This window comes from Pseudarthrobacter sp. ATCC 49987, from assembly GCF_009928425.1.
Lineage (GTDB): Bacteria > Actinomycetota > Actinomycetes > Actinomycetales > Micrococcaceae > Arthrobacter.
Map to the genome: position 1 here is coordinate 4,027,365 of NZ_JAABNS010000001.1, position 20,409 is coordinate 4,047,773.

Annotated in this window: 12 protein-coding genes and 2 rRNA genes; 9 read left to right on the forward strand and 5 right to left on the reverse strand. The window is 66.0% G+C overall.

Annotated elements, in window-relative coordinates; genetic code table 11:
* The first annotated feature begins 406 nt into the window (after positions 1-406).
* The 6 genes from GXK59_RS18675 (at position 407) to GXK59_RS18700 (ending at position 9,927) form a co-directional block, all read left to right on the forward strand.
* Positions 407-3,540: ribosomal RNA gene (locus tag GXK59_RS18675) — 23S ribosomal RNA — on the forward strand.
* A gap of 188 nt (positions 3,541-3,728) precedes the next feature.
* Positions 3,729-3,845, forward strand: a 5S ribosomal RNA gene (gene rrf, locus GXK59_RS18680).
* A gap of 511 nt (positions 3,846-4,356) precedes the next feature.
* Positions 4,357-4,644 (forward strand): HU family DNA-binding protein, encoded by a 288-nt coding sequence (locus GXK59_RS18685; RefSeq protein ID WP_024367639.1) that lies wholly within the window; start codon positions 4,357-4,359, stop codon positions 4,642-4,644.
* A gap of 145 nt (positions 4,645-4,789) precedes the next feature.
* Complete coding sequence (locus tag GXK59_RS18690) at positions 4,790-6,952, forward strand: cytochrome c oxidase assembly protein (RefSeq protein ID WP_160668837.1); 2,163 nt, start codon at positions 4,790-4,792, stop codon at positions 6,950-6,952.
* On the forward strand, positions 6,949-8,910 hold the full coding sequence (locus GXK59_RS18695) for an NHL domain-containing thioredoxin family protein (RefSeq protein ID WP_160668838.1): 1,962 nt from the start codon (positions 6,949-6,951) through the stop codon (positions 8,908-8,910). The genes GXK59_RS18690 and GXK59_RS18695 overlap by 4 nt, the downstream gene beginning before the upstream one ends.
* 192 nt (positions 8,911-9,102) lie before the next feature.
* Positions 9,103-9,927, forward strand: a complete 825-nt coding sequence (locus tag GXK59_RS18700; protein WP_160668839.1) for a DUF559 domain-containing protein — start codon at positions 9,103-9,105, stop codon at positions 9,925-9,927.
* Between the two features lie 123 nt (positions 9,928-10,050).
* Here the strand turns inward: GXK59_RS18700 and GXK59_RS18705 are convergent, their stop codons facing one another.
* The 4 genes from GXK59_RS18705 to GXK59_RS18720 all read right to left on the reverse strand — a co-directional run bounded on the left by GXK59_RS18705 (position 10,051) and on the right by GXK59_RS18720 (position 14,507).
* On the reverse strand, positions 10,051-11,043 hold the full coding sequence (locus GXK59_RS18705) for a hypothetical protein (RefSeq protein WP_160668840.1): 993 nt from the start codon (positions 11,041-11,043) through the stop codon (positions 10,051-10,053).
* A gap of 98 nt (positions 11,044-11,141) precedes the next feature.
* Positions 11,142-12,821 carry a helicase HerA-like domain-containing protein gene (locus tag GXK59_RS18710; protein ID WP_160668841.1) on the reverse strand — a complete coding sequence of 560 codons (1,680 nt, stop codon included), beginning with the start codon at positions 12,819-12,821 and terminating at the stop codon, positions 11,142-11,144.
* Positions 12,822-12,884: 63 nt separating this feature from the next.
* Positions 12,885-13,586, reverse strand: a complete 702-nt coding sequence (locus GXK59_RS18715; RefSeq protein ID WP_160668842.1) for a type 1 glutamine amidotransferase domain-containing protein — start codon at positions 13,584-13,586, stop codon at positions 12,885-12,887.
* A 51-nt stretch (positions 13,587-13,637) separates the two neighbouring features.
* Positions 13,638-14,507, reverse strand: a complete 870-nt coding sequence (locus tag GXK59_RS18720; protein ID WP_160668843.1) for an aldo/keto reductase — start codon at positions 14,505-14,507, stop codon at positions 13,638-13,640.
* Between the two features lie 107 nt (positions 14,508-14,614).
* Here GXK59_RS18720 and GXK59_RS18725 point away from each other — a divergent pair, with 107 nt between their 5' ends.
* From GXK59_RS18725 to GXK59_RS18735, 3 genes are all read left to right on the forward strand, one after another.
* Positions 14,615-15,424, forward strand: a complete 810-nt coding sequence (locus tag GXK59_RS18725) for a hypothetical protein (protein WP_160668844.1) — start codon at positions 14,615-14,617, stop codon at positions 15,422-15,424.
* A 140-nt stretch (positions 15,425-15,564) separates the two neighbouring features.
* Positions 15,565-16,554: an LLM class flavin-dependent oxidoreductase gene (locus tag GXK59_RS18730; RefSeq protein WP_160668845.1), complete on the forward strand. Its 990-nt coding sequence runs from the start codon at positions 15,565-15,567 to the stop codon at positions 16,552-16,554.
* 184 nt (positions 16,555-16,738) lie between these two features.
* The gene (locus tag GXK59_RS18735) at positions 16,739-19,366 is read left to right on the forward strand and encodes a trehalase-like domain-containing protein (protein ID WP_160668846.1); all 2,628 of its coding nucleotides are present in this window, start codon (positions 16,739-16,741) and stop codon (positions 19,364-19,366) included.
* Positions 19,367-19,385: 19 nt separating this feature from the next.
* Here GXK59_RS18735 and GXK59_RS18740 read toward each other — a convergent pair whose 3' ends face one another.
* On the reverse strand, positions 19,386-20,399 hold the full coding sequence (locus GXK59_RS18740) for a GmrSD restriction endonuclease domain-containing protein (RefSeq protein ID WP_160668847.1): 1,014 nt from the start codon (positions 20,397-20,399) through the stop codon (positions 19,386-19,388).
* Between the last annotated feature and the right edge of the window lie 10 nt (positions 20,400-20,409).

Genomic DNA, 20,409 nt, shown 5'->3' on the forward strand with positions numbered 1-20,409 from the left:
AGCGGCCGCTGGTTTTTCCTGCGGCACCCAGTACGGATCCTTTTGTGCTTCTTTGGAAGTGCGGGGTTCCTGGAACGGTGTCCGGGGGGTACGGGCGGTTTAGTGTTTGGCACACTGTTGGGTCCTGAGGCAACAGGACCGGGGTCCGCGGCTTTGGCTGTGGTGTCCGGGACTTGTGTTTCTGGTTTCCTGGCTGCACCGAGCGCACACGTGTGTGTGGGGTGTGTGGTATGGGGTTGTTGTTTGAGAACTACATAGTGGACGCGAGCATCTTTTATAAGAAGCAATTTCCAAGAATATGAACCTGGATCTGTGCCGTTGCGTTGGTTGTGCCCTTTGGGGTGTGGCTTGGGTGGCGGTGTGGTTTTCATGGTTCTCTCGAAAATTAGCGTTTTTGATCTTTTGTGGTCAAGTTTTTAAGAGCACACGGTGGATGCCTTGGCATTAGGAGCCGAAGAAGGACGTAGGAATCTGCGATAAGCCTGGGGGAGTCGATAACCGGACTGTGATCCCAGGGTGTCCGAATGGGGAAACCCCGCCAGGGGCGCGAGCTGCCTGGTGACCCGCATCTGAACACATAGGGTGCGTGGAGGGAACGCGGGGAAGTGAAACATCTCAGTACCCGCAGGAAGAGAAAACAATAGTGATTCCGTCAGTAGTGGCGAGCGAACGCGGATCAGGCTAAACCGTTCCATGTGTGATAGCCGGCGGGCGTTGCATGGTCGGGGTTGTGGGACTTCCCATTCTGTCTCTGCCGGGACAGTGGGGTGTGTAGTGCAGGCATAGGTGAACGGTCTTGAAAGGCCGGCCAGAGAGGGTGTGAGCCCCGTAACCGAAATGTTGTGTACCGCCCGGGGAGTATCCCAAGTAGCACGGGGCCCGAGAAATCCCGTGCGAATCTGTCAGGACCACCTGATAAGCCTAAATACTCCCTAATGACCGATAGCGGACCAGTACCGTGAGGGAAAGGTGAAAAGTACCCCGGGAGGGGAGTGAAACAGTACCTGAAACCGTGTGCTTACAATCCGTCGGAGCAACCTTGTAGTTGTGACGGCGTGCCTTTTGAAGAATGAGCCTGCGAGTTAGTGTTACGTCGCGAGGTTAACCCGTGTGGGGAAGCCGTAGCGAAAGCGAGTCTGAATAGGGCGTTGCAGTGGCGTGATCTAGACCCGAAGCGAAGTGATCTACCCATGGCCAGGTTGAAGCGACGGTAAGACGTCGTGGAGGACCGAACCCACTTCAGTTGAAAATGGAGGGGATGAGCTGTGGGTAGGGGTGAAAGGCCAATCAAACTTCGTGATAGCTGGTTCTCCCCGAAATGCATTTAGGTGCAGCGTTGCGTGTTTCTTACCGGAGGTAGAGCTACTGGATGGCTAATGGGCCCTACAAGGTTACTGACGTCAGCCAAACTCCGAATGCCGGTAAGTGAGAGCGCAGCAGTGAGACTGTGGGGGATAAGCTTCATAGTCGAGAGGGAAACAGCCCAGACCACCAACTAAGGCCCCTAAGCGTGTGCTAAGTGGGAAAGGATGTGGAGTTGCGAAGACAACCAGGAGGTTGGCTTAGAAGCAGCCATCCTTAAAAGAGTGCGTAATAGCTCACTGGTCAAGTGATTCCGCGCCGACAATGTAGCGGGGCTCAAGTACACCGCCGAAGTTGTGGATTTCAGATATTAGCTAAGCCGCCCCTTGTGGGTTGGTTCAGGCGTCTGGAGTGGTAGGGGAGCGTCGTGTGGGCAGTGAAGTCGCGGTGTAAACCAGCGGTGGAGCCTACACGAGTGAGAATGCAGGCATGAGTAGCGAAAGACGGGTGAGAAACCCGTCCGCCGAATGATCAAGGGTTCCAGGGTCAAGCTAATCTGCCCTGGGTAAGTCGGGACCTAAGGCGAGGCCGACAGGCGTAGTCGATGGACAACGGGTTGATATTCCCGTACCGGCGAAAAACCGCCCATGCTGAACAGGGGATACTAACCGCCCGAAGCCTGCCTGACACCCCTTGTGGGTGAAGGGTTTTGGTGGAGCGCGGGACCTGATCCTGGGAGGCAAGCGTATTAACAGGTGTGACGCAGGAAGGTAGCCGAGCCGGGCGATGGTTGTCCCGGTCTAAGGATGTAGGGCGAACGGTAGGCAAATCCGCCGTTCATGATGCCTGAGACCCGATGGGACTCCCGTGAGGGGGGATTCGGTGATCCTATGCTGCCTAGAAAAGCATCGACGCGAGGTTTTAGCCGCCCGTACCCCAAACCGACACAGGTGATCAGGTAGAGAATACTAAGGCGATCGAGAGAATTATGGTTAAGGAACTCGGCAAAATGCCCCCGTAACTTCGGGAGAAGGGGGGCCCCCATCGTGATGGACACAAGCTGTCCGGAGCGTGCAGGGGCCGCAGAGACCAGGGGGAAGCGACTGTTTACTAAAAACACAGGTCCGTGCGAAGTCGCAAGACGATGTATACGGACTGACTCCTGCCCGGTGCTGGAAGGTTAAGAGGACCGGTTAGCCGCAAGGCGAAGCTGAGAATTCAAGCCCCAGTAAACGGCGGTGGTAACTATAACCATCCTAAGGTAGCGAAATTCCTTGTCGGGTAAGTTCCGACCTGCACGAATGGAGTAACGACTTCCCCGCTGTCTCAACCATAAACTCGGCGAAATTGCAGTACGAGTAAAGATGCTCGTTACGCGCAGCAGGACGGAAAGACCCCGAGACCTTTACTATAGTTTGGTATTGGTGTTCGGAGTGGCTTGTGTAGGATAGGTGGGAGACGTGGAAGCCCGGACGCCAGTTCGGGTGGAGTCATCGTTGAAATACCACTCTGGTCACTTTGGACATCTAACTTCGGCCCGTAATCCGGGTCAGGGACAGTGCCTGATGGGTAGTTTAACTGGGGCGGTTGCCTCCTAAAAAGTAACGGAGGCGCCCAAAGGTTCCCTCAGCCTGGTTGGCAATCAGGTGTCGAGTGTAAGTGCACAAGGGAGCTTGACTGTGAGAGAGACATCTCGAGCAGGGACGAAAGTCGGGACTAGTGATCCGGCGGTACATTGTGGAATGGCCGTCGCTCAACGGATAAAAGGTACCTCGGGGATAACAGGCTGATCTTGCCCAAGAGTCCATATCGACGGCATGGTTTGGCACCTCGATGTCGGCTCGTCGCATCCTGGGGCTGGAGTAGGTCCCAAGGGTTGGGCTGTTCGCCCATTAAAGCGGTACGCGAGCTGGGTTTAGAACGTCGTGAGACAGTTCGGTCCCTATCCGCTGCGCGCGCAGGAAATTTGAGAAGGGCTGTCCTTAGTACGAGAGGACCGGGACGGACGAACCTCTGGTGTGTCAGTTGTACTGCCAAGTGCACCGCTGATTAGCTACGTTCGGATGGGATAACCGCTGAAAGCATCTAAGCGGGAAGCTCGCTTCGAGATGAGATTTCCATACACCTTGTGTGTGAGAGGCCCCCAGCCAGACCACTGGGTTGATAGGCCGGATGTGGAAGCGAGGACTAACGACTCGTGAAGCTGACCGGTACTAATAGGCCGATAACTTACACCACACACTCTCTTCGTGAACGGATTCAAAAGACGTTCACACCATGAAGAGAGTACAAAGAAACAAGACTGCTTGCGTCCACTATGTGGTTCCCAAACAACAAACCCGTTGTTCGAGGAACCAAACCAACTGAATAACACCACAGTTGTAACACCAGACTTCCCACCCCCCAGGGGGAACGGGACAAAAGGTTACGGCGGTCATAGCGTGGGGGAAACGCCCGGTCCCATTCCGAACCCGGAAGCTAAGACCCACAGCGCCGATGGTACTGCACCCGGGAGGGTGTGGGAGAGTAGGTCACCGCCGGAACATCATTAAACGGTCGAGAGCCCCAACCACCACGGTTGGGGCTCTCCCGCACTTAACCCCCAAATCACCACCCACCACACCGGACCCTCCCTCAGCTCCGGCCGGAAGATCCCGGACCCTCCCTCAAATCCCGCTGGAACTTCCAGGCCTGCCGGAACCACCGCGGAAGCCGCAGGCCGACCAGGACGCCCAGCGCACCCACCGCTGCGTGCGGGCACGCAGCGGCGAGGCGCCGCCGTCGTTCCTCTCCGGGGAGCGCACAACAGCGTTGCCCCGGATAGCGCAGGATCTGAGGGAGCATCGGGGTGGACGCCGCCACAGCTGAGGGAGCGTCCGCTGATGGCGAAATATTGGTCCGAAAGGCGCCGTTTCCCGGGTTTTTCCCCAAAAAAGGCCGAAAACACGCGGAATTTGCCACCTCGACGGCGGCAAGCTGGTAAGTTTTCGGACAGTGGCTTGTGCGCATGCCGTGTGCAGGCTCCAGAAATTATGACCGTCCAGGAGGACATAAATGGCTAAGAACCGTAGTGAACTTGTTGCAGAGGTAGCAGGCAAGGCCGGCACCAGCCAGGCAGCCGTCAACTCCGTGCTGGATGCACTGTTCGAGGTCTTCGAGACCTCTGTCGCCGCGGGCGAAAAGATCACCATCCCGGGCTGGCTTGCAGTTGAGCGCACCGACCGTGCAGCTCGCACCGGCCGCAACCCGCAGACGGGCGAGACCATCCAGATCGCCGCAGGCCACAGCGTGAAGCTGACCGCCGGCTCCAAGCTGAAGGCTGCGGTCTCCAAGAAGAAGTAGTCTTCTTTGAACGCTTGAAAGGAGCGGCGACCCTGTGGGTCGCCGCTCCTTTTTCGTTGATTGACATGTCCGGCAGCAGTTCCCCGGCAGGCTGCGGGGAGCGCTCGATTCGCTGAGCAGGCGGAGCGTAGCGGACAATGGAACTGTGCCTTCTGCAGCAAATCCCCGTGCCACCACCGCCGCTCCTACCCCGACCGGGGGAGCGCGGGGCGCTGTTGCAGCCAACGCAGGGATCTCCCGGCCTTGGCTGTACGCGGGCCTTGCCGCACTGTTCCTCGGACTGGTAGCAGCGCTGCTGTTCTCCGGCGCCGCAGCCGCCCGCGAGGTTTCGGACCCGGGCGCCCTGGTGCGCTGGGGCCTGCCGGTCAGCAAGGCCGTGCACAACGTTTCGCTGGCCACCGTGATCGGCGGCCTGATTTTCGCAGTCGGAATCCTGCCCCGTTCCCTCGCCGGCTCCCGGTCCAAAGCCAAGGATCTCCCGGAACACCCAGCCTTCACCCGCGCGCTGGCTGTCGCCGCCGCTGCGGGCGCCGTCTGGACGCTTTCAGCTGTTGCCGTGCTGGTGCTGAGCTACTCGGACATTGCCGGCCAGCAGATCTCCGGGGACCCGGAATTCACCCGGTCGCTGGTGTACTTCATGACCGACATCGAGACTGGCCGCGCCTGGCTGGCCGTTGTCATCATCGCCGCCGTGGTCACGACCGCCCTCTTTGGAGTCCGCTCCCTGGGCGGCCTGGTGGCAACCCTGGTGCTGTCCGTGATCGGCCTGGTCCCGTCAGCGCTGATCGGCCACTCCGCCAGCTCGGCTGACCACGAAGGTGCCATCAACTCGCTCGGCCTGCACCTGGTCGGTGTGTCAGCCTGGGTGGGCGGCATCATCACGTTGGCACTGCTCTCCGGGGTGCTGGGTGGGGCTGCTTCGGGCTCGAAGGGCGGCAGCCGCCCGGACATCACCGAGCCGGCCCTCCGGCGCTTCTCCGCCCTGGCCGGCTTCGCCTTCGTGCTCGTCTTCGCCTCCGGGGTGATCAACTCCAGCATCCGCCTCACGTCCTGGGACGACCTCTTCGGCTCGTCCTACGGTCAGCTGGTCCTGGCCAAAGCGGCGGCCACCCTCGTCCTCGGCGGCATCGGCCTGATGCACCGGCGCTGGGTCATCCCGCAGCTGGGCAGCCACGGCGGCGGGCTGTCCGCCCGCCGCGTGCTCTGGCAGCTTGTTGTCGCGGAGCTACTGCTCATGGGGGCGACGTCGGGCATCGCCGTCGCCCTCGGCCGCTCGGCGCCGCCCCAGGGCGAGGCTCTTGTGCCGGACGCCTCCCCGGCCTTCATCATCTCCGGCTACGATCTGCCGCCGGAACTCACCCCGGAGCGCTGGCTGACCGAATGGCGTCTGGACTGGCTCTGGGTCACTGTCGCGGTCTTCGGCCTTGTGGCCTACATCCTCGGTATGCGAAAGGTGATCCGGCGCGGGGACCACTGGTCCTGGTTCCGGGCCGTCAACTGGGTGATCGGGCTGGGTGTCCTGACCTATGTGACTTCCGGACCGCCGTCGGTCTACGGCCGGGTGCTGTTCTCGGCGCACATGGTGGACCACATGGCGCTGACGATGGTGGCGCCCATCTTCCTTGTCCTCGGAGCCCCCATAACGCTGGCGCTGCGTGCCCTGACGCCGAGGCGGGACAGCTCCCGCGGCCCCCGCGAGTGGTTGCTGATCTTCATCCACTCAAAGTTCTCCCAGCTCGTCACGCACCCGCTGTTCGCCGCGGCCAACTTCGCCGGCTCGATCGTGCTCTTCTACTACTCGGACGCGTTTGGCTACGCGATGCGGGACCACGTGGGCCACGAGCTGATGAACCTGCACTTCGCCCTCACCGGCTACATCTTCGTGCTGACCATGATCGGCACCGACCCGCTGCCCCGGCGCGCGCCATACCCCATGCGGCTCCTGCTCCTGCTCGCCACGATGGGCTTTCATGCCTTCTTCGGTGTCGCGATCATGGGCGGCACCGGGCTTCTGGCAGCGGACTACTTCGGCAACCTCGGCCGGACCTGGGGCCCCTCGGCGCTGCTGGACCAGCAGATGGGCGGCGCCGTGGCCTGGGGCATCGGTGAGGTGCCGACTTTGCTGGTGGCGATCGGCGTCGCCGTTATGTGGTCGCGCTCCGATGCGCGCGAGTCCAAGCGCACCGACCGGGCGGCGGACAGGAATAACGACGCCGATCTCACTGCTTACAACGATATGTTTGCCAAGCTGGCCGAGCGTGACGCCAGGCTTGCCGAACGCAACTCAAAGCTGGAAGGACGCTCATGACCGAAACCGTTCGCACCCACCTCCGGGTCCGGGCCTCCGAACTGGTGGGCCGCAACTGGCTCAACACCGGCGGCAAGTCCCTGGACCTGGAATCCCTGCGCGGCAAGATCGTGCTCCTGGATTTCTGGACCTTCTGCTGCATCAACTGCCTGCACGTGCTGGACGAACTCCGCCCGCTCGAACAGCAGTATTCCGACGTCCTGGTCACGGTCGGCGTGCACTCTCCCAAATTCGAACACGAGGCTGATCCGGTGGCCCTGGCCGCCGCCGTCGAACGTTACGAGATCCGCCACCCGGTCCTGGACGATCCCGAGCTGGACACCTGGAAGGCCTACACGGCGCGGGCCTGGCCCACGCTGGTGGTCATCGACCCCGAGGGTTACATCGTGGCCCACCTCTCCGGTGAAGGCCACGCGGACGGCCTGGCCGTGCTGATCCCCGAGCTGATCGCCGAGCATGAGGCCAAGGGCACCCTGCACCGCGGCGACGGCCCCTATGTGGCGCCGGAGCCGACGTCGGGCACCCTGCGGTTCCCCGGCAAGGCCCTCTACCTCCCGGCCGGCCGCGGGGTCGGAAGCGCTCCGGAAGCCGGCTCCTGGTTGGTCACAGACACCGGGCACCACCGCCTCGTGGAGCTCTCCACCGACTTCCAGACCGTGCTGGCGACCTACGGTTCCGGTGACAAGGGCCACACTGACGGTAATGCCGCCGCTGCCCGCTTCAACGAACCCCAGGGCCTGGTGCTGCTCCCGGAGGACGCCGCCGCGGACGCCGGTTACGACGTCGTCATTGCCGACTCCGTGAACCACCGGCTCCGTGGGCTCTCCCTCGCGGACGGAACAACCCGAACCGTGGCCGGCAACGGCGTGCAGCGGCTGCTGGAAACCGGCCCGGCCCGGGTGGACGAGGAGGGCGCCGCGTATGGGGCCCGGCTGGAGGCGGACCCGCTGCAGGTGTCCCTCAGCTCGCCCTGGGACGTTGTCTGGTCCACCAAACTCAACGCCGTCGTGGTCGCCATGGCCGGCGTACACCAGATCTTCAGCTTCGACCCGCGCTCCGGCGCCGTGTCCATCATCGCCGGCAACGGCCTCGAGGGCCTGCTCGACGGCCCGGCAGCTGAAGCCTGGTTCGCCCAGTCCTCCGGCCTCGCCGAGGACGCCGACGGGAACATCTGGGTCGCGGACTCCGAAACCTCCGCCCTGCGCAAGCTCGTGGTCGGCGACGACGGCGCCATCACCGTCGAGTCCGCCGTCGGCAAGGGCCTGTTCGACTTCGGCTTCCGCGACGGCGCCGCCGCCGAAGCGCGGCTGCAGCACCCGCTGGGCGTCACCGTGCTGCCGGACGGCTCGGTGGCGATCGCGGACACCTACAACGGTGCTGTCCGCCGCTACGACCCGGCCTCGGGCACAGTCTCCACGCTGGCCCGCGGGCTGTCAGAACCCTCCGACGTGATTGTCGACCACACCCACGTGGCCGGCTCGGAGCCCCTGCTGGTGGTGGTCGAGGCCAACAAGCACCAGCTAGTCTATGTGCCCATCCCCAAGGACGCGCAGCAGGTCGACGAGGGTGCAGTCCAGACCCACCGGCCGAAGAGCCCCGTGGCTCCCGGGTTGCTGGAACTGACTGTCCGCTTCACCGCGCCGACCGGCCAGAAACTGGACGACCGCTGGGGCGACCCGACCCAGCTGAAGATCTCCTCCACCCCGCCGGAACTGCTGCTGGCAGGCGGCGGGACCTCGGTGGGCCTGCTCCGCACCCTGGAACTGGCCTCCGACGTGCCGGAGGGCGTACTGCACATTACCGCACGCGCCGCGGCCTGCGACGGCCCGGAGGATGCGGACGGCGAGATCCCGGACCATGCCGCCTGCCACCTGTACCAGCAGGACTGGGGCATCCCGGTGCTGCTGCAGGCCGACGGCGACACCGAGCTGGTGCTGGACCTGCGCGGCATGGACTGACGTCCGCTGGCTGCTGTCCGCGACCCGGGTGTCACGGACAGCCGTCTTCTGGGTTTGACGGGCCCCGGATCCGCGGAATCCCGGGGATCCGACGCATTGGCGGCCGCAAAACAATGCGCCCCGTGACGTGAAGATGTCCACATAGAAGGTCAACGGACTGCCGGCGCCTCCAGACCGGAGAACGATGGCCCCATGGATGTCTTACGGGCTTTGGCCATATGCGGGGGAGCGGCCCGCCGGCCTGCACTGGCCCGCCTGGGGATCGACGACGCCGCACTGCGCCGGGCAGTGAGGGCGGGCGTAGTCCAGCCGGTCCGCGGACTCTACGCACTTCCGACGGCGCCCCCGGACCATGTGGCGCTGCTGCAGCACCGGCAGCTCCTCACGTGCAGCAGCGCGGCGCCGTTCTACGGGCTCTGGTCCGTGAACTCCGCCGGTCCCGTGCATGTGCAGCACAGACGCGGTGAAGCCTTCGACGGGCAGGTCGGCCACTCCGGCCTGCTCCTGGAGCCGCATCCGCACCGGCCGGTTGCCGCCCTCGGCGACGTGCTCATCCACGCGCTGAGGTGCCTGCCGTTCGCTGAAGCCTTGGTCATGACGGACTGCGCCGTCGGCCGGGGCGATATGACGGTCGGGTTCCTGCGGGACAGGCTCCCCGGTAAACGCAATGGCCGCGCCCGCCACGTCCTGGAGTGGGTGGACCACGGTGCCGAATCCATGCTGGAGACCCTCGCCAGGACGTATTTCCGCCAGGCGGGCATCAGCGTGGAAACGCAGGTCCACATCAACGGCGTCGGATACGTGGATCTCCTATTGGAGGGCAGGCTGATTGTGGAGCTGGATGGGCGCCATCACCGTGAGTGGGCGCAGGTCAAGAAAGACCAGCGGCGCAACAACGTTTCCGTGGTCCAGGGCTACTCCGTGCTCCGGTACTACTACGACGACGTTGTGCACCACCCGGCGCTGATGCTGGCCGAGGTCCGGGCAGTCCTCGCCGGGCTGAATCTCCAGGGGTAGGTGTCACGGCAGGCAGGTTCTTGGCAGCCTGAAGCCAGGATTTTTCCGGAATGACGGGTTGCGGTGCGGCCGGCTGGGCCAAAAAACTGCCTGCCGTGACGTGCCGCGGCGGAGCCCTCGGGGTCAGTAGCTCAAGAGCGGGGTGACCTTGACGGTGTCGGCGTCGACGTCCAGGCGCGTGGTGAAGCTGAAGTCGTGGACGGCGTTGAGTTCCGTCACGGCCCCGGTGAAGAGGTCCACCTGTTGGGCCTTGATCCGGGCTTTGCCGTTCAGGGGCGCCACCACCCAGCGTCCGCCGAAGGGCTCGATGCTGACGGCTGGGTATTCGGTGATGCTCCAGTCGATGGTGCCGTCAACGACGCGGTTGTTGGTGGTGTGGTAGAACGGGCAGTCCGGCTGGAGCTTTTGCTCCTTGTCGGCAGTGTCGGCGCAGGTGTCCAGGAACTCCTTGACCTTGCCGCCCACAGCGTCCTTCAGCCCGTCGGTGGCTTCGGTCAACAGGTTCAACGGGGCCACGGGGACGTCCCGGCCGGACAGCGTGGCTTTAGTGGGCGCCGCGGCGAAGTACTCACCGGACAGGGACGCCTCGTACTCGCCCGGGTAAAAGACGGCGAAGGAGTTGCGGCCATTGGGCATGTTCACCGGTACCCCGTTCAGGGTGGCCTCGTTGGCGTTGACCACCGTGACGTTCAGGACGGGTAGAGCCGCCGGAACAATCGCCCACTTGTGGAAGAACAGCCACTCCGTACCGGAACGTTCCAGCAGGAATTCGGTCCGCAGCTGGCTGCCGTCAATCGTGTAGTCGATCGGGACCATCACCTGGTTGCCGCCACGGTCCTCGGCGTCGCCGTACCTGACGCCGCTGATCCGTGCGGCGGCGGTCTGCAGCGCCGTGCCATCCAGCATGGCGGCATTGCTTTGCGGAACGGAAGCGTGCAGCAAACCGAGGGCTTTCTCGCCTTCGCCCTTCTGCAGGGCATCGAGATACTCACGGACAGGCTGCTGCGGGCTCGCAATGGAATTGTTCACGATATTGATCGCGACGATGCCCCCGGCCACAGCAAGCATCAGGCCCAGCAGCCACCCGGCTGCGATCCTGACCAACGCCTGACTCATTTGCACTTACCTTACGTTACCTGCACCCCACAGGAATTCCCTTGTCACAGGCGACCCACGTGACATGGCCCGCCCGTCAGGGGGGAACCCGGCCGCGCCTAACGGCGGCGGCGCTTGGGGGCCGTACCAAAGACTCCGCGCAACAGTTCGCGGCCGATCTGCGTCCCGAGTGAGCGGGCCATGCTCTTGAGCCCCCCGCCGAGGGCGCCGCCCAGCGCACCGGCGAGGTCGCCGGCCATGCCGCCGTCGTCCGCCGGTTGGCGGGGTGCCTGCCGGGGTTCCTGAGATGCGGGGGCCGGAGCGGGCCGGCTGCTGGGGCGGCCCAGTATTTCCTCCTCGATCCGCCGGGCTTCGGCGTCGACATCCGAGGTTCCGCCGCCGGGGGCCGGAGCAGGAGAAGGAGCTGCCGCGCCGGTGTCTGCCGCGGCCTTCCCGGAGATCTTCTCGTAGGCGGAGACGTTGTCGACGGCGGTGCCGTACTTGGGCAGCAGCGCCGAGCCGGCCACAGTGCTGGAGATCAGGGCGTCGGCGCTGGGACCCATGACGGATTCCGGCGCGCGCAGCCGGGTGAGCGCCACCGGCGTCGGGGCGCCTTTCTCGTTCATGACGGTGATGGCCGCCTCCCCGATCCCGGCGGAGGTGAGGGTTTCCTCAAGGTCGTAGTCGCTCATCGGGAAGGTGGAGGCGGTGGCCTTGAGCGCCTTGGCATCCTCCGGCGTGTAGGCGCGGAGGGCGTGCTGCACCCGGTTGGCGAGCTGCCCCAGGACCTCGGCGGGAACATCCTTGGGGGTCTGGGTGACGAAGAAGATGCCGACGCCCTTGGACCGGATCAGCCGCACGGTGGTGGTGATGGCGTCCAGGAATGCCTTCGAGGCGCCGTTGAACAGGAGATGTGCCTCGTCCAGGAAGAACACCAGCTTGGGCTTGTCCAGGTCGCCCGCCTCGGGCAGGTCTTCGAACAAGTCGGCCAGCAGCCACATCAGGAAAGTGGAGAACAGCATCGGCTTGGTCTGCAGCGTGGGCAGCTCCAGGCAGGTGATGACGCCGCGCCCGTCCGGGGCGGTGCGGATCAGTTCGGCGGTGTCGAACTCGGGTTCGCCGAAGAACTTCTCCATACCCTGCGCCTCAAGCGTGATGAGCTCGCGGAGGATCACCCCGGCGGTCGACTTCGACAGCCCGCCGAGTTCCTCGAGTTCGTCCTTGCCTTCCGCGGAGGTGAGGAACTGGATGACGGCGCGCAGGTCCTTCAGGTCGATCAGTTCGAGGTTGTTCTTGTCCGCGAAGTGGAAGACCAGCTGCAGGCTGGATTCCTGCGTGTCGTTGAGCTCCATGATGCGGGAGAGCAGGATGGGGCCGAAGGACGTGATGGTGGCGCGGACCGGGATGCCGTTGCCGTCGCCGCCCAGGGCCAGGAACTCCACCGGGAACGTTTTGCCGGACCAGGGCTGGCCGATCCCTGCCGTGCGAGCCATCAGTTTCTCGCTCCCGGTGGCCGCCGTCGCCAGCCCGGAGAGATCCCCCTTGATGTCCGCCAGGAACACCGGGACCCCGGCGGTGGAGAGCTGTTCGGCCATCATGTGCAGGGTGACGGTTTTGCCTGTGCCGGTTGCCCCGGCCACTAGCCCGTGGCGGTTCATCATGGCGAGCGGGAGCCGGACGGGGGCATCCTTGTGGACTTCGCCGTCGATGATCGCGGCGCCCAGCTCAATCGTGGGGCCCTCGAGGGTGTACCCCTTCTGGATGGTGGCGACTTTGTCTGCGGTGGATTTGATGGCCATGCGGACAGCTTAGCCGGGTCCGGCACCCCGGACCCGGCTTCGGCGGGTGTTGTTTCGGGCCTGCTATTCGGCGAGGGCCTTGAGGACTTCCTTCGCCACGTCCTCGCTGGATTGCGGGTTCTGGCCGCTGATCAGATTTCCGTCGCGCACCACGTGGGAGCTCCAGGCGGCGGCGTTCTCGACCACCGCGCCCTTGTCCTTGAGCACGTCCTCCACGAACCACGGCGTGTTCGGGCCGGTGCCGCCGCCCAGTTCCTCCTCATTGGTGAAAACGGTGAGGCGGCGTCCCGCGAAGGCGAAGTTGCCGGCGTCGTCCATGGCGCTCAACAGACCGGCCGGGCCGTGGCAGAACGGGGCGATGACCTTGCCGGCCGTGTTCGCCGCAACGAGCAGCCTGCCGAGGTCGGCGTCCCGGTAGAGGTCGGTCATCGGGCCGTGCCCGCCGGGCAGGACGATCGCGTCGTAGCCGGAGAGCTCGACGTCGGCCAGCGCCAGCGGCGCGGACAGCTCGGCGTCGATCTCCGCAAGGTACTTGCGGAAGCCGTCGGCACGGTCCTGGCCGCCGGCGGACTCGGCCGCCAGGCTCACCTCGTCCACCGTGGGCTTCGCGCCTCCAGGCGTGGCGAGGTGGACGGTGTGTCCGGCGTTGAGCAGGGTCTGGTGGGAAACCACCAGTTCCTCGGCCCAGTAGCCGGTGGGGTGTTCACTGCCGTCACGCATGGTGAGGGAATCGGCGGCGGATACGACCATCAGGATGTTAGCCATGTCAGGCTCCTGTTCTGCCGGCCACAGGCCGGCGTTGAAAAGTAAAGGGACTTAGTGTGCGGCTTCGAGTTCGGCGTACGTGGCGTCGTCCAGGACGACGCCGGCAGCGGCCAGGTTCTCTTCGAGGTGCTTGGCCGAGCTGGTGCCGGGGATCGGCATCATGACGGGGGAGCGGCGCAGCAGCCAGGCGAGGGCCACCTGCGACGTGGTGGCACCGAGACGCCTTGCGGCCTGATCCAGCAGGCCGCCGGGCTGCGCCAGTTCACCGGCGGAGATCGGCGCCCAGGGGATAAAGCCGATTCCGTTCTCCTCGGCGTAGTTGAGCACGTCCTCGGAGCTGCGGTCGGTCAGGTTGTAACGGTTCTGCACGGTGGAAACGGTGAAGTACTTCCCGGCTTCCTCAAGCTCGGCAACGCTGACCTGGGACAGGCCCAGTGCCTTCACCTTTCCCTCCTTCTGCAGGTCGCGGAGAACAGTGAACTGCTCCTCCGGATCCAGCTTGGGGTCGATCCGGTGCAGTTGGAGCAGGTCGAGCGCGTCAACCTTGAGCTTGCGCAGGCTCAGTTCAGTCTGCTGCCGGAGGTATTCGGCCCGGCCCAGGGGCACCCACTCGTGCGGGCCGGTGCGGGTGAAACCGACCTTGGTGGCGATCCGCAGCCCCTCCGTGTAGGGATGCAGCGCCTCGGCCAGGATCTCCTCGCTGATGTTCGGCCCGTAGGAATCGGCGGTGTCAATGAAGTCGACGCCGAGTTCCACCGCGCGGCGGACGACGGCGATGGCGGCCTTGCGGTCTGCCGGCTCGCCCCAGACGCCGTCCCCGACTATGCGCATGGCACCGAACCCCAGACGGTGGACGCTGCCCAGGTCCTTGAGATCGATCGTGGCGGATGATTCGGGATGCTGTGAGTTGTCAGGGCTCATAGGTGCGGCAACTCCCTAAGCCAGCTGAGTATTCCGCTCGCCGACCCGCTGGCCGACCCGCCCGGCGGGTTTCCCGCTCCCGGGCGGAGCCGGACGTAAGCTGGGGCATGGCTATCCGGGTACTGACGAAGCTTGCTTCCGCCGCCATCACACTTGGCCTTGTCCTGCTGGGCGGAGGTCAGGCCGACGCCGCCCCGCCCCGCACTTCCGGGCCCACCGGCATCGACGTTTCCTGGCCCCAGTGCGGGAAGACCCTGCCCAAACAGCCCGCATTCGCGATCGTCGGGGTGAACAACGGCCTCGCCAACACCACCAACCCGTGCCTGGCCGCGCAACTCGCCTGGGCAAACACCGCCCCGAATCCCCCGCTCACCGCCCAGCCGCGGGTGGCGCTCTACGTCAATACGGCCAACTCGGGCCTCCAGGGTTCGTGGTGGCCCAGTTCGAACAGCTACGGCGGCGCGGACGTGGCCAACCCGTATGGTGTCTGTGGCAGCGGCACGGACGATTTCAAAGCCTGCTCCTACATGTACGGCTACGCGAAGGCCTACGACGACGCCACGATCCGCGGCGTCGACAACCCGCAGAATTACTTGTGGTGGCTGGATGTCGAGACCGGAAACAGCTGGCAGCCGGACAAGGCAGCCAATGTGGCCGACCTGGAAGGAATGGCCGCCTACTTCAAGAGCATCAACGCCAAGGTCGGCCTCTATTCCACCGGCTACCAGTGGAGCCAGATTGCCGGGACGGTCCCGGCAGGCAGTCCCCTCGCGGGCTTGCCCAGCTGGCTCGCGGGTGCGCGGTCCCTCACGGGCGCCAAGTCGAACTGCTCGTCGCCGGCGCTCACCCTGGGCGGCCGCGTCGCCCTGACGCAGTACATTTCCGGCGGGCTGGACTACAACTATTCGTGCCCCTGACCCCAAGCGCGGAAAACGAATGGCAGCGGCACTGCTGCGGCAGAAATATCCCGGAGCCCGGCGTCGTTGTCCACAGTGTGCCCGTGCCAGAACCCGGCGCGGCGCCTGAGACTTCCCCGCTACGAAAGGCCGGCTTTTCCGTGACTGTTCCGCTCTCCATCCTTGACCTGGCAACCATCGGCAAGGGCCAGACGGCGGCAGAAAGCTTCGCGGGAAGCGTGGCCATGGCGCAGCTCGCCGAGAAGCTGGGCTACCGGCGCGTCTGGTACGCCGAGCACCACAACATGTCCGCCATCGCCTCGTCAGCCACCAGCGTGCTCATCGCACACATCGCCGCGCAGACGGAGAGCATCCGCCTCGGCGCCGGCGGCGTGATGCTGCCCAACCACTCCCCGCTGACCATCGCCGAGCAGTTCGGCACGCTCGAGACCCTGCACCCGGGCCGGATCGACCTCGGTCTGGGCCGCGCACCCGGCAGCGACCAGAACACGCTGCGTGCCCTGCGGCGCGACCCGATGTCCTCGGACAGCTTCCCGCAGGACGTGCTGGAACTCCAGGGCTACCTGACCGGTCCCACGCGCATCCAAGGCGTGGAGGCTACCCCGGGCAAGGGCACCAATGTTCCCCTGTACATCCTGGGATCCTCGCTGTTCGGGGCCAAGCTCGCTGCGCAGCTGGGCCTGCCGTACGCCTTCGCCTCGCACTTTGCGCCGAACGCACTCCGGGACGCCGTCGCCGTCTACCGCCGCGACTTCCAGCCCTCCGCGCAGCTGGATGCCCCGCACGTGATCGCCGGCGTCAACGTGATCGCGGCGGATTCCGCGGCCGAGGCGCAGGAGATGTTCCAGGCCACCAAACGCGCCCGCGTTTCGCTGTTCTTCGGCAACGGCCGCGAGTTCAGCGACGACGAGGCGGACATGATCCTGGACTCCCCGCAGGGCCAGCACGTGGCCCAGATGATGAAGTATTCCGCTGTGGGCACCCCTGCCGCCGTGCTGGAATACCTGGACGGATTCACTGCCCACGCCGACGCCGACGAACTGATCGTGGCGCACCAGAGCACCGGCACCGGGGCCCGGCTGCGCTCGGTGCAGCTGCTGGCCGACGTCGCCGGACTCGTGCGGGTGTAGGCCCCGGGGCCACACAGCGGCCCACAGCGGCGAACTGCGCCCTCGCAGGGTCCCGGCGGTTGCGGATGTTACACACCCGCAACAGCCGGGACACCCGCGGGAAATCGGGCCGGGACGATACTGGGAGTACACCCTTTCCGGGGGTCTCACGCACGCATTGGGGACTAATCTAAGGACTCCGCGCATGCCCACTCCGCTCAACCAGTCCCTGGCCGACTCTGCCCTCCTGACGAAGTCCCTGCCGCTGGGCCTGCTCCGCGCGTTTGTGCAGACCAACGCGGCCGACGACGGGCTGACGCCGCAGCTGCTGGCGGAGCTCAAGATCCTGGCCCGCGCCCCGGGGCTGCTGGTGGCCTGCAACTACGGCGGAACCCTGTGCGCTGCGGAAGGCATCTCCAGTGAGACCCTGCCGCTGGGCAGCGCCGCGATTGCCCTCCGGGCGCTGGCCGCCCTCCCCAACACCCACGCTGCCGTCGTCTCGGGGCGTTCCCTGCGTGACCTGGCCGCCGTCTCCCGCCTTCCCGCCGAAGTGCATCTGGTCGGCTCGCACGGCGCGGAGTTCGACATGGGCTACGCCCACGGCCTGTCCCTCGCCACCGAATCGGTCCTGCAGCAGGCCAGCCAGGCGCTCGCCGAAACTGTGGGCGCCTACCGTGGCATCACCATCGAGCGGAAGCCCGTCGCCGTGTCCGTGCACACCCGCCCGGCCGCTCCCGACGTCGTGGCGCTGGCCACGCAGCAGGCGGAGGAAATCGCCCGGGCCCACGGGCTGCACTTCATTGTGGACGGCTCGGTCCTGGACCTGTCCGTGGTGGATCCGGCCAAGGCCGGCGCCCTGGAACATTTGCGCTCCATGCTCGGCGTCAGCGCAGCCCTTTACGCGGGGGATGCTGCCAGCGATGAGCTGGCGATGGCCACTCTGCGCGGGCCGGACATGGCCCTGCGCGTGGGGGAGGGCCCGACTCTGGCCGCGCACCGGCTGCGGGACCCCGAGTCCTTCGCCCGGGTGCGGGCGATCCTCTTTGAACTGCGGCGGGCCTGGCTGTTCGGGGAGGACGCAGTCGGGCTGGAACGGCATTCCATGATCGGCAATGGCTCCTCCACGGCCCTCATCACCCCGGATGCCAGGATCTGCTGGATGAGCCATCCGCTGCCGGACTCCGGATCCCTCTTCGCGCATCTGCTCGGCGGCGACGCGGCCGGGCATTTCTCGGTGGAACCGGTGAAGGCCTCGCAGGTCCTGGGCCAGCGCTATGTGGACAGCACCATGATCGTGGAAACCCGCTGGGCCGACGTCACCGTCACTGACTACCTGGAACCGGCGCCGGAAGGCGTAACCAGCCTGGTCCGGGTGCTCTCGGGCACCGGAACGGCAAGGATTGTCTTTGCGCCCCGCCCGGACTACGCGAACGCGCCCTTCAGCATGGAGGCCCGCGGTGCCGAGCTGAACGTCGTGGGGACCGCGGACCCGATCATCCTGCTCGCCCCCGGCGTCAGCTTCACGATTACGTCGGACGGCCGCCATGCCACGGCCACGGCCGACGTCGAGCTGCGGCACGGCCCGGTGGTGCTGAACCTGCGCTGCGGCGACACGGAACCCCAGCGCGCGGAGCCGCCCGAGGAAAACTCGCGCCGCGCCGCCGTCGCGCATCATTCCCGGCGCTGGGTGCAGGCACTCCAGCTGCCCGCGGTGAAACCCTCCCTGGTCCGGCGGTCCGCGCTGGTGCTCCGCGCCCTGGTCCATGAGCCCACCGGCGCGGTGCTGGCCGCGCCCACCACCTCGCTGCCGGAGGGGATCGGCGGCACCCGGAACTGGGACTACCGGTACTGCTGGCTGCGGGACGGTTCCTTGACGGTCAACGCGCTCGTGGACCTCGGCTCGACCTCCGAAGCGGAGGGTTTCCTGGCGTGGCTGGGCCGGATTCTCACCCACGCCCCGGGCCCGGAATGGCTGCACCCGCTCTATTCAGTTACCGGGGCCCCGCTGTCCACCGAGGCCATCATCGAAAGCCTCCCCGGGTACGCGGGCTCCCGGCCCGTACGGATCGGCAACGCCGCGGACCACCAGGTGCAACTGGACGTTTTCGGGCCGATCGCCGAGCTCATCGACGCCCTGGGCGCCCGGCAGGGGGCGCTGGCCGATGCCCACTGGGAGCTGATGGTCCAGATGGCCGCCGCCGTCCTGGCCCGCTGGCACGAGGCGGACCACGGGATCTGGGAAGCCCGGCGGGCTCCCCGGCACCACATCTACACCAAGGTGATGTGCTGGGTGGCGCTGGACCGGGCCCTGCGCACCGCCGCCCGGCACGGCCGGACGCCACTTCCCGAATGGGAGCCGGCGGCGGCAGTCATTCGGGAGGAAGTCCTGCGCGAGGGGTGGGATGAGAGCGCCGCGTCCTACACCGTGGCCTACGACAGCCCGGACCTGGACGCCGCGGTGCTGCACATCGGGCTGTCCGGCCTCCTTGACGTCGCCGACCAGCGCTTCCTGGACACGGTCACGGCGGTGGAACGTGAACTGCGCGTGGGTCCCACCGTGTTCCGTTACCGGTACGACGACGGCCTGCCGGGCCTGGAGGGTGGCTTCCACATCTGCACCACCTGGCTGATCGAGGCCTACGTGGCGGTGGGGCGGGTCGAGGAGGCCTGGGACCTGTTCGACCAGCTGGTCAACCTGTTCGGGCCCACCGGGCTGCTGCCGGAGGAATACGACCCGGGCACCGAAAGGCACTTGGGGAACCATCCGCAGGCGTACTCGCACCTGGGTTTCATCCGCTGCGCGCGGCTGCTGGACGCGCTGCCGAAGAACTAAGTCCGCAGGGCCCGGCTCCCTATTCGCAGGCGACGCCGTCGCGGTCGCCGTCCATCTGCTCGCGGTAGCCGGGCTGGCCCGCCCGCAGCGGTGCGGCTCCGGCGGCCCGGGCTGCGGCGCAGTTCGCATAGTAGGCCGCAGCGGGCGCCGGTGCTGCCGGGGCCGGGGCCGGGTCCGCCGGGGCGGCAGGAACCTGTGCTGCCGCGGCCGGGGTCACCTGGCTGCCGGAGGTGGTTGTGTCCGGGCAGCCGCCAAGGATCCGCGCCATCGCATCGTGCTCCGCCTGGGTGACCCACAGCCCGTAGCTGGACTTGACCGAGATCTGGCGGGCGACGTAGTCGCAGCGATATGACTTGTTCGGCGGCAGCCAGGTGGCGGCGTCGCCGTCGCTCTTTTGCTGGTTGCTGGGGCCGTCCACCGCGAGCAGGTTCAGCGGATCGTTGGCGAGGGCGAGCCGCTGGGCCGCGGTGAGCTGCTGGGCGCCTTTCTGCCAGGCATCGCTGAGGGCCACCACATGGTCGATCTGCACGGCGGAGCTGGTGCTGTTGCCGCGGAGGAAGTTGATCAGCGTCGCCGTGTAGGGGTCGTTCAGGATGCCGGAGAGGACAACGCAGTCCCCGGTGCCGGGCTTGAGGGCGAGGGCGGTCAGGTCCCGGCGGAGCACGTCGTTGCGGGTGTCGCAGCCGTTGCGGTCGACGTCGGCCCAGGCCTGGCCGAACTGTTCGCGCGAGTAACCCGTTTTAGGCGCCCGGCCCTTGACCGGGATCGTGGCCAGCACGTCGAGGGCCTTGCCGGCGGCGGTGCCGGGGTCCGGCGGAACGGCCCCGGGGGCGGGCGCGGGGCTTTCGGCGGTCGGGGCGGCGGATGCGGCGTTACTGGCGGCGGAGCTCGCGGCGGGGGCCGGGGCGGCCGGCGGGGTGGTTTCGGGGCCGGCGCAGGCCGTGGCGGAGATGAGCAGCAGCCCTGCCAGCCCGGCAGTGATCCAGTCGACGGCGCCGGACCTGGTGGTCCCGCGTGGTGTGACGGTGTGCAATTTGTCCCCG

What these genes read in the sequence shown, in the direction of transcription:
- GXK59_RS18715 (WP_160668842.1), bottom strand. Translation starts at nt 13,586, where the DNA reads ATGGCTAACATCCTGATGGTCGTATCCGCCGCCGATTCCCTCACCATG.
- GXK59_RS18725 (WP_160668844.1), top strand. Translation starts at nt 14,615, where the DNA reads ATGGCTATCCGGGTACTGACGAAGCTTGCTTCCGCCGCCATCACACTT.
- GXK59_RS18735 (WP_160668846.1), top strand. Translation starts at nt 16,739, where the DNA reads ATGCCCACTCCGCTCAACCAGTCCCTGGCCGACTCTGCCCTCCTGACG.
- GXK59_RS18700 (WP_160668839.1), top strand. Translation starts at nt 9,103, where the DNA reads ATGGATGTCTTACGGGCTTTGGCCATATGCGGGGGAGCGGCCCGCCGG.
- GXK59_RS18710 (WP_160668841.1), bottom strand. Translation starts at nt 12,821, where the DNA reads ATGGCCATCAAATCCACCGCAGACAAAGTCGCCACCATCCAGAAGGGG.
- GXK59_RS18695 (WP_160668838.1), top strand. Translation starts at nt 6,949, where the DNA reads ATGACCGAAACCGTTCGCACCCACCTCCGGGTCCGGGCCTCCGAACTG.
- GXK59_RS18705 (WP_160668840.1), bottom strand. Translation starts at nt 11,043, where the DNA reads ATGAGTCAGGCGTTGGTCAGGATCGCAGCCGGGTGGCTGCTGGGCCTG.
- GXK59_RS18685 (WP_024367639.1), top strand. Translation starts at nt 4,357, where the DNA reads ATGGCTAAGAACCGTAGTGAACTTGTTGCAGAGGTAGCAGGCAAGGCC.
- GXK59_RS18720 (WP_160668843.1), bottom strand. Translation starts at nt 14,507, where the DNA reads ATGAGCCCTGACAACTCACAGCATCCCGAATCATCCGCCACGATCGAT.